General features: G+C 75.4%; 9 protein-coding genes and 2 pseudogenes. 9 read left to right on the top strand and 2 right to left on the bottom strand.

Translation table 11 applies throughout. The features are described 5' to 3' along the window. Positions 1-225: 225 nt before the first annotated feature. The 4 genes from ACFU7Y_RS22565 to ACFU7Y_RS22550 are packed head-to-tail and all read left to right on the top strand — an operon-like array spanning position 226 to position 6218. Positions 226-2169 (top strand): FtsX-like permease family protein, encoded by a 1944-nt coding sequence (locus ACFU7Y_RS22565; RefSeq protein WP_380769456.1) that lies wholly within the window; start codon positions 226-228, stop codon positions 2167-2169. Continuing rightward, on the top strand, positions 2166-3437 hold the full coding sequence (locus ACFU7Y_RS22560; protein WP_380769455.1) for an MFS transporter: 1272 nt from the start codon (positions 2166-2168) through the stop codon (positions 3435-3437). Before ACFU7Y_RS22565 ends, ACFU7Y_RS22560 begins: the two co-directional genes overlap by 4 nt. Next, entirely contained in the window at positions 3430-5427 is a 1998-nt protein-coding gene (locus ACFU7Y_RS22555) for a prolyl oligopeptidase family serine peptidase (RefSeq protein ID WP_380769454.1), read from the top strand. Before ACFU7Y_RS22560 ends, ACFU7Y_RS22555 begins: the two co-directional genes overlap by 8 nt. Next, positions 5424-6218: an ABC transporter ATP-binding protein gene (locus ACFU7Y_RS22550; RefSeq protein WP_224279916.1), complete on the top strand. Its 795-nt coding sequence runs from the start codon at positions 5424-5426 to the stop codon at positions 6216-6218. The genes ACFU7Y_RS22555 and ACFU7Y_RS22550 overlap by 4 nt, the downstream gene beginning before the upstream one ends. 108 nt (positions 6219-6326) lie before the next feature. Here the strand turns inward: ACFU7Y_RS22550 and ACFU7Y_RS22545 are convergent, their stop codons facing one another. Both ACFU7Y_RS22545 and ACFU7Y_RS22540 read right to left on the bottom strand, forming a co-directional pair. Continuing rightward, positions 6327-6989, bottom strand: a complete 663-nt coding sequence (locus ACFU7Y_RS22545) for an HAD-IA family hydrolase (protein WP_224279918.1) — start codon at positions 6987-6989, stop codon at positions 6327-6329. A 76-nt stretch (positions 6990-7065) separates the two neighbouring features. Next, positions 7066-8207: pseudogene (locus tag ACFU7Y_RS22540) on the bottom strand (dihydrofolate reductase family protein). Between the two features lie 162 nt (positions 8208-8369). Here ACFU7Y_RS22540 and ACFU7Y_RS22535 point away from each other — a divergent pair. The 5 genes and pseudogenes from ACFU7Y_RS22535 to ACFU7Y_RS22515 all read left to right on the top strand — a co-directional run. After that, positions 8370-9188, top strand: a complete 819-nt coding sequence (locus ACFU7Y_RS22535; RefSeq protein WP_224279920.1) for a methyltransferase domain-containing protein — start codon at positions 8370-8372, stop codon at positions 9186-9188. Between the two features lie 148 nt (positions 9189-9336). Continuing rightward, positions 9337-10848, top strand: coding sequence for a DUF4190 domain-containing protein (locus ACFU7Y_RS22530; protein ID WP_380769453.1), 1512 nt, complete (start codon positions 9337-9339; stop codon positions 10846-10848). 166 nt (positions 10849-11014) lie between these two features. Then, positions 11015-11206 (top strand): SPOR domain-containing protein, encoded by a 192-nt coding sequence (locus tag ACFU7Y_RS22525; RefSeq protein WP_224285248.1) that lies wholly within the window; start codon positions 11015-11017, stop codon positions 11204-11206. A 17-nt stretch (positions 11207-11223) separates the two neighbouring features. Beyond that, entirely contained in the window at positions 11224-11721 is a 498-nt protein-coding gene (locus tag ACFU7Y_RS22520; protein ID WP_224285247.1) for an NUDIX domain-containing protein, read from the top strand. 139 nt (positions 11722-11860) lie between these two features. Further along, positions 11861-12082 (top strand): annotated as a pseudogene (locus ACFU7Y_RS22515) (hypothetical protein); the annotation flags it as partial.

Below are 12082 nucleotides of genomic sequence, written 5' to 3'. Positions count from 1 at the left end.
GACAAGGGGAGGAGGTGACTTCACATGCTGAACGTTCTCGCTCTGCAGGAGCTGGACGAGGAGATCGTGGTCGAGGCCCCGATCAGCACCGCGAGCATCATCGTGTGCCACTGAGGCACTGATAATTGAGCAAGACCCGCTCCAAAGAAGCGAGTTCGGGGAGGCCGCGGTCAGTGCGGCCTCCCCGGCTCCTTCCAGCTTACGCTCCGATGGAGGACAGCAAACGTGTCCGCGCCTTCCAGCCCTCTCGCCGGTTCGACGAGCATGCGCCGACTGTTCGCCGCCGAGGTCCGGGCCTATCCCGGCAGAGTGGCGGGCGCGGCCCTGGCATGCGCCGTGACGGCCGCCGGACTGGGCGCCAGCGCACTGCTCTTCATCGGGGCCAGCCTCCCGGAGTACCCGAAGGACTCCGCGGCCTGGGCCGCCGCACAGGATGCGCGGAACCTCCTGTCACTCCTGATGTCCATGCTGCTGATGTGCGCGGTGATGGTCATCGGATCCACCGTCTCCCTGTGGACGGGGCAACGGCTCTCCCAGTTCGCCGTGCTGCGCGCCCTGGGAGTCAGCGCGAACCGGTTGCGTGGTCTCGTCGCCTTCGACGTCGCGCGGCTCGGCCTGGTGTCGGCGGCGGTGGGCGCGGCCGTGGGCATGGTTCCGCTGGCGGAACTCGGCCGGAGCATTCTCCTCGACCGCCGGCTGTTCCCGACGGAGGCCTCGCTTCCCGCCGCGGACCAGACGGTGTGGACGGCGGTGGCCGTCTGCCTCACCACGGCGGGGGTGGGGGTGCTCGCAGCTCTGGCGAGCGTGCTCGCCGCGGGACGAGTCAGCCCCGGCACCCTGCTGCGGGACGCGGAGCTGTCCGTGGCCTCCTCCCGGAGCACGGCGCGCCTGGTGACCGGCCTCGTGCTGCTGGTGACCATGTGTGCCCCGCTGCTGTTCGTCATGGCGTTCATGGACCTGCCGGCGACGCTTCGCGCCGCGATGGCCCCCGGCGTCGCGCTCGTGGTGATCCCCGTACTGGCCGTGCTGGCCCCCTGGATCGTGCCGCCGCTCGTCCGTCCGGCCACCGTGGTGATGCGCCTGCTCGACCGTCGGGTGGGCCGCATCGCGGCCGTGGGCCTGCGGGCCACACCCGCGCGGACGACGGCGATGGCGGTGCCGGTGCTCCTGTCGGTGGGCATCGCGGTGTCGCTGCTCGGGGCCGGGGCCACCATGGGGCAGGCGAAGCACCGGCAGGCCGAGGAGGGCCTGCGCGCGATGGCGGTCGTCACGGCCGAACCCGGGGCCCGGCTCCCGGTCGCGGCGCCCGCGGTCTCCGACGGGAGGGCGGTCCCGCTGGTGGCGACCGAGGTCACGGCTCCGCCCACCTGGTACGACAACCAGCCGGTGGCCACCGGCGCGTGGGGGGTCGACGGCGGCCCCCTGGCCGAGGTCCTGGACCTCAAGGTGCGGGAAGGCCGCATCTCCGACGTGCGGCAGGGCACCTTCGCCGCCGGTGCCATGCAGACCGACGGGCACCACTGGCGCCTGGGCCAGGAGGTGAGGTTCGCCATGGCGGACGGCTCGTCGCAGACGCTGACCCTGGCTGCCGTCTACGAACGGGACCTGGCCTTCCCGGAGTTGGTGATCCCGCGGTCGACGGCACTGGAACACACGCCGTCCGCCTACGCCGACCGGATCCTGCTCACCGGCGCGGCGGACAGCTGGCCGCGCGCGCAGGGCCAGAAGGTCGCCTCCCGCGCCGACCACCTCGCCGAACTCAGCCCGCGCAACGCCGCCGACGACCTGGCCTCCCGGCTCATCGTGGCCATCGTCGCGGGCTATGCGCTGCTGGCCGCCGCCAACACCAGCTCCCTCGCCCAGCGCGACCGGCGGGCGCAACGAGCGCACCTGCGGGCCCTGGGCCTCGGTCGGTTCCAGATGCTGCGCTGCGTGGTGTACGAGGCCGCGGGGGCGACGGTCGTCGGTGTGGCCCTTGCCGCCGTCACGGCGATCGCCTGCCTGGTCCCCCTGGCCCTGGTCCTGGGCACCGGTGCGATGCCGGCCTTCGACGTCCCCTGGACCCTGGGCGTGACCGTTGCCGCGGCGCTGGCGGTGGCCGTCCCCTCGACCATGACGGCGCATCCGATGTCCGACGTCCAACGGCAGTTCGCGAGGAGGATGACATGAGCGGGGCGTCGACAGCACGGGCGCACGACCCGAAGCGAGGCCTGGGCTGGAAGTTCTGGCTGCTGTTCTTCGGTGAGTCGTCCTCCGCCGTGGGCACGGCGGCCTCGGTCATCGCCCTCCCCGTGATCTCCTTCCAGCACAGCGGAGACGTCCGGCAGGCCGGGTTCATCAGTACCGCGATGTCCCTGGGCATCGTGCTCGCCCGACTGCCGGCCGGCGTGCTCGCCGACCGCTATGAGCGCAGAACCCTGTTGCTCGGCTGCAACGCGGCGGGCGCTCTGGTGCTCGGAGCCCTCGCCGTCCTCGAAACATCGGATGCGGCCCCGCTGGGGGTGCTCGTCCTGGCCGCGTTCCTGCTCGGCACCGTGGGCAGCACGCTGGCGCCCGCGGAGAACGTCGCCGTACGGAACTTCGTGGACGCCGACCTGCTGCCCCGCGCCCTGGCGCTGATCCAGAGCCGGATGGCCGTCGCGATGATCGCCGGGCCCCTGGTGGGCGGGGCCCTGCTCAAGGTCGACGCGGCCTGGGTGTTCGCCGCCGACTCCGCGACGTACCTGGCAGCCGCGGGCTGTGCCCTCCTGCTGCCGTCGGGCGCGGGGCCCACGGTCACCGCCGACCAGACCCGGCTGGAGGCGACCCTCACCGGGCTGCGCTTCCTGTGGCGGTCCCCGTTCCTGCGGTACGCGGCACTCAACGCGACCGTCCTCAACCTCGTCTTCAACGGCCTCCTGATCGTCATCATCGCGTCCGCCGAAGGATCCGGGGCCGGTGAACTGGGCGTCGGGGTGCAGACCGCCGCCATGGGGGCGGGCGCACTGATCGGGTCCCTGGCCGCCGCGCCCGTGGCCCGGCGGCTTCCTCCCGGGCCCGGCGTCGCCGGTGCCACCGGCGTGGTCGCCGCGGCACTCCTGGGCTTCGCCACGGTGCACAGCACCTGGGGGGCCGCCCTGCTGCTCGCGGTCGCCACGGCGGCGGGCCCGGTGATCACCGTGGTCATCGCCGCCACCCAGGTGCGCATCACCCCGCCCGAACTCCAGGGCCGGGTGTACAGCGGCAGCGGCTTCCTCTCCCAGGCCGTCGCCCCGCTCGGCCCGATCCTCGCGGGAGCGTGCTCCCGCGCCTTCGGCCTGACCGCCACGCTGACCGGCGCCGCGGTCGTCGTGCTGCTCCTCGCGGTGACCGGCGGTTCCATCGCGGCGCGCCCCGCCCGGACCGTCGACACCCGGGTTCCGTCCGAGGAGGAGTTCGTGGAGGTGCCGCGTGGCTGATCCGTACCGCTGGCTGGAGGACACCGAGTCCGTACGTGCGCAGACCTGGCTGGCCGGCCAGCGTGCCCTGCTGGAACGGCACACGGATCACCACCGGGACGCCATGGACGCCTGGGAGCGGTCGCTCGGTGCGATCGAGGCGGCCGCGACCGGTCGTCCGCTCAGCCCGAACGCCGAGGCCGGAGGCGCGCTCTTCAGCCATGAACTCACCGAGCAGGGAAGTGAGTTACTGCGCGTGACGGAGCCGGGCGGGCGGCATCGGGTGCTCCTCGAAATCGGTGACCGCACATCGGTGGGCCGGCTGGCCGGGTGGCAGCCCGACCCCGGCGGGCGGATGGTCGTGGCACAGCTCCACCGTGACGGCCATGAGAACGGCGGACTCCACCTCGTGTCCGTCGCGCCGGGGACGGAGGCGCGCCACCTGCCCGATGCCGCACCGCACCCGGCCGTCGCGTTCACCGGCTCCTTCCTGCTGTACAGCGCCGGCTCCCGCACCGAGCACACGCTGCGGGTCCACGGCATCGAGGACGGCACCACCCGCTCCGTATCCAGCCCCGTGCCCGGTCCGGTGCGGATGTCCCTGCACACGGGCCCCGGAAGGCACGTGCTCCTGCGCACGCGGACACCCGACGGGGCGCCCGCCCGCTGGTGGTGCACGAACTGGGACGGCCGGTCCGCGCCGGACTGGCACCCGCTGCCGCTGGAGGGCCTGGACATCAGCGCGTACGCCCTGGGCACGGACGCCCTGTACGTCGCCGTGCGGGGGAAGACCGTGGCCGTCCTGGACCTCGCTGCCGTCGCCCGGGGGGCCGCGGCCCCTCCCCGTCCGCTCGCGGACACCTCGGGCAGCAGCGTCCGGGCCCTGCGCGTGCTGGGGCCGGGGCGCTCCCCGCACCTGGCGGTCCTGCGCCGGACCGGCACCACTCGCCGACTCGACATCCTGCGAGCGGATCGGGCCGTCACGGGCGGGGAGGCGGACGAACACGGCTTCAGGTGGCCTGCGCGACTGAGCCTCGGCCCCGCCGGCTACGACGGCGACGGCCGGCTCACCGGTGCGGTCTGGCTGCTCGCCGACGACCCCCGCCACGGCGCCCTGAGCCACCGCGTCACCCCGGGCGCCGCGGCCCCCGCCACGGACCGCCGCTCCGCACTGCGCACCGTCATCGCCGCCGGCCACGACGGCACCGACGTCCCGGTGACCGTCTGCGACCCTTCGCCGGACGCCGTCGGCAGCCCGCTGCCCACGCTGGTCACGGTCTACGGGGGTTTCGGCGTCCCGCTGGAACCGTCCTGGGACCCGCTCTTCGCCGGGTGGCTCTCCGCCGGTGGACGCGTCGCCTGGGTGCACGCCCGGGGCGGCGGGGAGTTCGGAGCGCAGTGGGCGGCGGCCGGGCGCGGGCCGGGCAAGTCCGACACCGTGGACGACCTGCGCGCGGGGGTCCTGGCCCTCGTCACGTCCGGCGAGGCGCAACCCGACACGATCGCCGGGCTCGCCGCCAGCAACGGAGGCCTGGTCCTGGCCGCCGCGATGACCCGTTCCCCCGACCTCTTCGCCGCGGTCGCCTGCGCCGCCCCGCTGACCGACATGGCGCGCTACGACCAGGGCGGCCTCGGCAAGCTCTGGCGCGAGGAGTACGGAGACCCGGCCGACCCCGGTGCCCGGGAAGCCCTGCTGTCCTACTCCCCGTACCACCACGTACGAGACGGCGTCCGCTACCCGGCCGCGCTCCTCATCAGCGGGGGGAACGACGCCCGGGTCCGGCCCTGGCACGCGTGGAAACTCTGCGCGGCCCTGCAGAGCGCCACCACGGCGGACGCCCCGGTCCTCCTCGACCACCAGGAGGACACCGGGCACTACGGACGGGCGGCCGACGCCGCGAGGACCCTGTGCGCCCGGGTCCTGTGCCTGCTCGCCTCCCGCACCGGACTGCACGTTCCCGGAGGTCTTCGGCCTCCGGCACCTGAACCACCCTTGAGGAGCCCCGCATGACCTCGGCCCAGTTGCCCCACCACGCGGTCCGACAGCCGCACGGCCTGCCGCCCGCCGCCTCCACCGTGGAGCTGACCAAGGTGCACGGCACCGGCGCACGCCGGGTCACCGCTCTCGACCGGGTCTCCGTCGAGTTCCGGCAGGGCCAGTTCACCGCCATCATGGGGCCGTCCGGATCAGGCAAGTCCACGTTGATGCAGTGCCTGGCCGGCCTGGACTCGCCCACCTCGGGCTCGGCCAGGATCGGCACGATGGAGCTGTCACGCCTCTCGGACCGGCACCTGACCCGGCTGCGCCGCGAGCGGATCGGCTTCATCTTCCAGGCGTTCCACCTCCTGCCCACCCTCACGGTGGCGGAGAACATCACGCTGCCTCTGGGCATCGCGGGACGCCGCCCCGACCGGCAGTGGCTCGAAGAGGTCGTCACCGTCCTCGGCCTCTCGGACCGGCTCGGCCACCGGCCGGGAGAACTCTCCGGCGGGCAACAGCAACGCGTCGCGTGCGCACGGGCGTTGGCGGGGCGCCCGGAGATCGTCTTCGCCGACGAGCCGACCGGCAATCTCGACACCCGTACGGGCGCCGAAGTCCTCTCCCTGCTCGGCCAGTTGGTCCGGGAGATGGGCCAGACGATCGTGATGGTCACGCACGACCCGGCCGCCGCGGCGTACGCGGACCGTGTGGTCTTCCTCGCCGACGGCCGCATCGTCGACGACCTCTGGCAGCCCGGAACGGGGAAACTCCTGGAGCGCATGAACCGGTTCGACGGCCCGCGGGGACCTCGGGGCCGCTGAGCCCACTGCCGGAGCATGCCGCCGCACCCGGCCGCTGCGGGGCCCGGCCGGGTGCGCCCGGACGCTGCGGACGGACTCGACTTGCCGGGCGGTCCGGTGTTCCGGGGGTCAGCCCATGGTGACGGTGAGCAGGCCGTCGGGGGCGGCGGTGACGGTGACGGCGGTGAGGGTGTCGGCGTGGGCGTCCGGCTGGTGGGGGAGGGCGCGCGGGCCGATGCCGATGACGCGGGTGCCGGCGGCCCTGGCGGCGGCGATGCCGGCGCCGGAGTCCTCGAAGGCGAGGCAGTCGGTGGGGGCGAAGCCGAGGGTGGCGGCGCCCTTGAGGAAGCCCTCGGGGTCGGGCTTGCTGGCGCCCACGGACTCGGCGGTGACCAGGACGGGCGGCAGCGGGAGGTCGGCGGCGGCCATCCGGACCCGGGCGAGCGCCTGGTCGGCGGAGGTGACCAGGGCGTGCGGGACGCCGGCCAGCGAGGCGAGGAAGGCGGCGGCTCCGGGCACCGGGACGACGCCCTCGGTGTCGGCGCGCTCCTTGTCGAGCATCCGCGCGTTGTCGGCCAGGTTGAGCTCGACCGGGCGCTCGGGCAGCAGGGCGGCCATGGTGGCGTGGCCCTGGCGGCCGTGCGCGACGGCGAGCACCTCGGCGGGGTCGAGGCCGTGCTGCTCGGCCCAGTGGCTCCACCAGCGCTCGATCACGGCGTCGGAGTTGACCAGGGTGCCGTCCATGTCCAGGAGGACGGCGCGGGCGGTCAGCCGGACGGGGGTGGCGGGCATGGGACGGCTCCTCGGTGGGTGCGGCGGCGGGCGGGCCGGAGAACGCGAGCTCTTTGTTTCTGGATGATACAAAAGATCAGTCGAGCAGGTGGGCGTTGACCGCGCGGGCCTCCTCGGCCAGCTCCGGCAGCTCCACCACCTCGACCCCGGCCGCCGCCAGCAGTGCGGTGCCCTGGCAGTCGGAGACGAACAGGTCCGGCTCGCGCCAGGCGACCACCACCCGCGGCACGCCCGCCGCGACGAGCAGCCGGGCGCACGGCACCGGCCGTGAGGCGCGCTGCCCGCAGGGCTCCAGCGAGCTGTAGACGGTCGCCCCGCGCAGCCGCGGGTCGCCCGCCGGGAGCTTGGCCAGGGCCGCCTCCTCGGCGTGGTCGTGCGGGTCCGCCTCCCGGCTGTAGCCCTCCGCCAGCACCGCGCCGTCGGCGCCGACGATCACCGCGCCGACCGAGAAGGCCGTCTCGGAGGGCGGGCAGCAGCGGGAGAGTTCGACGGCCCGGCGCAGGTGGTCGAGGTCGGTGGACGCGGACTGGGTCACGGCGCGGGCTCCTTCGGGGCGTACCTGAGCAGGACGACGTCGCCCACGGTACGTGCCCCCAGCAGCCGCATCCGCCGGGCCGGGCCGCCCGGGAACGCGGCCGGGCGGACGAACCGGGGCGCCTCGGCCTGGCCGACCAGCAGTGGGGCGACGGCCAGTTGGAGCTCGTCCGCCAGGCCTCCGGCCAGGAACTGGGTGTGCACGCCCCCGCCGCCCTCGACCATCAGCCGGCGCACCCCGCGGGCGCCCAGGTCGTCCAGCACCGCCCCGAGGTCCACCGCGCCGCCCAGCGCGACCACCTCGGCCAGCCCGTCCAGCCGGGGGCGCAGCACCGCCGCTCCGGCGTCCGTGGTGTAGGCGAGCCTGTCGCCGCCGGTGTGCCAGAACCGCAGGCCGGCGTCGAGCTCGCCGCTCGCGCTGAGCGTCACCTTCAGCGGGTACTCGGGCCGGCCGGCCGCCAACCGGGCGGTGCGGCGTCCGGGGTCGTTGACCAGCAGTCGGGGGTTGTCGGCACGCAGCGTGTTGCCGCCGACCAGGATCGCGTCGGCGGCGGCGCGCTCCTCGTCGACCCGGTCGAAGTCGGCGGCGTTGGAGAGCAGCAGCCGGTCGGGGGAGGCGTCGTCGAGGTGGCCGTCGAGCGAGACGGCGGCGCTCAGCAGGACGTAGGGGCGCGGGCCGGGCATGGGCGGGGACCGTTCTGTCGGGGGCGCCTCCACGGTACGGCGGCCGGGTGCGCCCCGGGCCCGCCATGGTCGGAATGTGAGACGCATCTTCTCGGGATTCGGGACGGCGAGTAGCGTCGGGGCGTCGCGGAGCACCGCGCCGACCACACCCAGGGGGACCTCATGACCGGACCGCAGCCCGCCGCCGTCTACACCCACGGCCACCAGGAGGCCGTGCTGCGCTCGCACCGCTCCCGCACGGCCGCCGACTCGGCCGGCTACCTGCTGCCCGAACTGCGGCCCGGGCAGGCCCTGCTGGACGTCGGCTGCGGGCCCGGCACGATCACCGCGGACCTGGCCGGGCTGGTCGGCCCGCAGGGGCGGGTGGTCGCGGTGGACACCTCCGCCGAGGTGCTGGAACAGGCCGCCGGGTACGTCGCCGGGCGGGGCCTGTCCCATGTCGTGTTCGAGCGCGCCGACGTGCACCGACTGCCCTACCGGGACGGCGAGTTCGACGTGGTGCACGCCCACCAGGTGCTCCAGCACGTGGCCGACCCGGTGGCCGCGCTGCGCGAGCTGCGGCGGGTGACGGCGCCGGGCGGCGTGGTCGCGGTCCGGGACGTGGACTACGCCTCGATGACCTGGTTCCCGCAGGTGCCCGCGCTGGACCGGTGGCTGGAGCTGTACCGGCGGACCGCCCGCGCCAACGGCGGCGAGCCGGACTCCGGGCGGCGACTGCTGTCCTGGGCCCGCGCGGCCGGCTTCACCGAGGTCACCGCGAGCGCCACCACCTGGACGTACGCGACGCCCGAGCGGCGCGCCTGGTGGGGCGGGATGTGGGCGGACCGGGTCACGGGCACCGCGCTGGGCCGGACGGCGGTCGAGCTGGGCTTCGCGGACCGGGACGAGCTGGGGCGGATCGCGGACGGCTGGCGGGAGTGGAGCGCTGCCGGGGACGGCTGGTTCTCGATGCTGCACGGCGAGGTCCTGGCCCGCGGCTGAGCCGGCGGAGGGCGGGTCGGGCAGGGCGGGCAGGCGTTCGGAAAGATCGGGTAAAGTCGCGCGACCGTTCAGATCGGGTCCGTTCGGGTCCGAGCCATGGTGCCGAGCGCCGAGCCGATGCCCGTTCCGGCGGGTTGGGGGAGTCCACGTGTCCAAGCCTGAGTCCGAGCTGCCCGCCTCGCGGCCGCAGTCGCCCGCGGCTGCGGGGGCCGGCGCGGACGCGGGGACGGAGACGGACACGGGTGCGGACCCGGCGCAGACGCCGACGGTCGGCCAGGACCCCCGGGTGGGCTTCCGCAAGGACACCGCCGAGCCCGCGCGGCCCGCCGCAGCCGGCTCGGAGCCGACCGGACCGGAGGCGACCGGGCCCGAGCCCGCCCCGCCCGCCCCCGCCGACCCCTGGGCCGCCCCCGACCTCTCCGCCGGCCCGCCCGCCGCCACGGCCCCGCAGGCCGTCCCGCCGTCGGCCGCCCCGCCCCAGCCGCCGCACCCGCTGCCCGCCGGCGGCTGGGCCTCCGTCACCCCCTCCGCCCAGTCCGGCTTCCAGCCCGGCCACCCGTACGCCCCGGCCCCTGGCCAGGGCCCGGCCGCCGCTCCCGGGTTCGTCCCCGGGTTCGTGCCCGGACCCGCCCCCACCAACGGCTTCGCCGTCGGCTCCCTGGTCACCGGCCTGCTCCTGGTGGCCCCGGTGGCCCTGGTGTTCGGCATCCTCGCGCTGGTCCAGATCAACCGCCGCAAGGAGCGCGGCTCCGGGATGGCGGTGACCGGCCTGGTGCTCGGCACGATCGGCACGATGCTGCTGGCCCTCGCGCTCGGCGCGGCCGACTTCAGCTCGGCGCGGGCCGGCCGCTACGGCCAGGCCCCGAAGGCGCCGGCCGGCTCGGTGCACTGGTCCGACCTCAAGGCCGGCGACTGCTACGACTCCCCCGAGGGCGGTTCCACCGCGGGCGGGGACGGCGACGAGACGGTGTACTGGGTGCACCGGGTGGCCTGCGCCGAGCCGCACCACGGCGAGGTGGCGGGCACCGCCGGACTCCCGGACGGCAACGGCACCTACCCGGGCGAGAGCGAGGTCCGCGCGTCGGCCGGCCGGCTCTGCCGCACGGTGCTGGACGGCTACGCGCTCGACCAGTGGGTCGTCCCGGACGGCATGGACGACGTCTACCTCTACCCGACCGCGAAGAACTGGGCGTCCGGCGCACGGTACGTCACCTGTGCCTTCGAGGACCGCGACGACCCGCACCGGGGAACGGTCCGCACCGACCGGAGCCGCCTGACCGCGCCCCAGCTGGCCTACCTGGAGGCCGTCCGGAGCTTCAACGACGTCTACCTGGACCCGCCGGACGGGGACGTCTCCGGGGCCGAGGCCGAGTACCGGGCGTGGGCCCGGCGGATGGCCGTCGCCTCCCGGACCGAGGCGGCGGTGCTGGGCGCGCCGTCGGCGCCCTGGCCGGCCGACGTCCAGCCGAAGATCGCCAAGCTGGTCGAGGCCCAGTCCCAGGCGGCCGCCGCCTGGGACGCCGCGGCCTCCGGCGACGACGTGGCGGGTGCCGTCCGCCGGGCCAGGGCACTGGTGGCCAGGACGGCGCCGATGGCCATGGAGATCCGTCGCGGACTGGACCTGTCCACCGGTGAGCAGGTGCCCGACCTGCGGGTCTGAGCGGCCGCGCACCCGGTAACCGGCCGTTGACCGCGCCCGTACCTGCCGGTAACCCGCCGACCGTACGGTCGTGGGCACGTCCCCGGCCCGACCCCCACGCGAGCCGGGGACCAGCCCGTCCGGCCCGGAGCGAGACAGCCGCAGGAGCTCCCGATACCCTCCCGCCATGGGCACCTACCGGGTGATGCGGCAGGACGACAACGGCAACCGCTTCCTGGTCGCCAAGGACCTCGACCGGGCCGGGGCCCGGCGGCTGGCCGCCGAGTTCGAGGCCCGCGGGCACAAGCAGATGTACTGGGTCGAAGAGGACGGGGTGGCCCGGCCGGAAGCCGAGGACGGGACGGTCCGGAACGCCTGAGGTCGTAGGGTCAGGCCATGGACGCGACCCATCCCGGCCCCACCCCTGACGCACCTGGCACCCCCGCCGCTCCCCGGATCGTGGTCGGCGGTGCGCTGGTCCACCGCGGCCGGGTGCTCGCCGCCCGGCGCAGCGCGCCCGAGGCGGTGGCCGGCCGGTGGGAGTTCCCCGGCGGGAAGGCCGAGCCCGGGGAGACCGAGGCCCGGGCGCTGGAGCGGGAACTGCTGGAGGAGCTCGGCGTCAGGGCGCGCGCGCTGACCCGGCTGCCGGGCGCGTGGGCCGTGCGCCCCGGCCTGGAGCTGCGGTTCTGGGCCGCGGAATTGCTCGCCGGCGAGCCGCGCGCGCTCCAGGACCACGACGCGCTGCGCTGGCTGGGCCCGGACGAACTGGACGCCGTGGACTGGATCGACCACGACCGTGACGTGCTGCCGCACGTCGCCCGGCTGCTCGTGGAGGGCGGAACGGCGGCTGCGGACAGCGCGTCGGCGGCGGGCGACGCGCAGTCCGCCGGGTAGGTCAATCGGACAAGACGACCCGCGGGCCGGGATAGCCTGGATGCTGCTGGGTATGTCACTTTTCGGCACTATTCGTCACTATCGGTGAGCCGTCCCCAGCCGGCGACGCCGATCCCGACCAGAGCCGGAGGCCCCGTCGGTGTCGAGTACCGGGAACGGCGGCGGGGGAGAGCGGCGGGCAGGCTCCGCGGGAAGCGCTGCCGCCCGCGCCCGACTGCGCCGCGCCGCCCGTCCGGCCGCCCCCCAGCCGCCGGCCGGCCGCCGTCGCGGCGGCGCCTTCGAGGCCCCCGCCGCGCGGCTCGACCAGCCGGCACCGACGCTGGCGACGGCCGAGCCGGGCGGCGTCCGGCCCGGCCTGCGC

Origin of the sequence: Kitasatospora sp. NPDC057542, from assembly GCF_042801945.1 — a bacterium.
GTDB lineage: Bacteria > Actinomycetota > Actinomycetes > Streptomycetales > Streptomycetaceae > Kitasatospora.
This window is presented reverse-complemented; position numbering and strand designations above follow the sequence as displayed.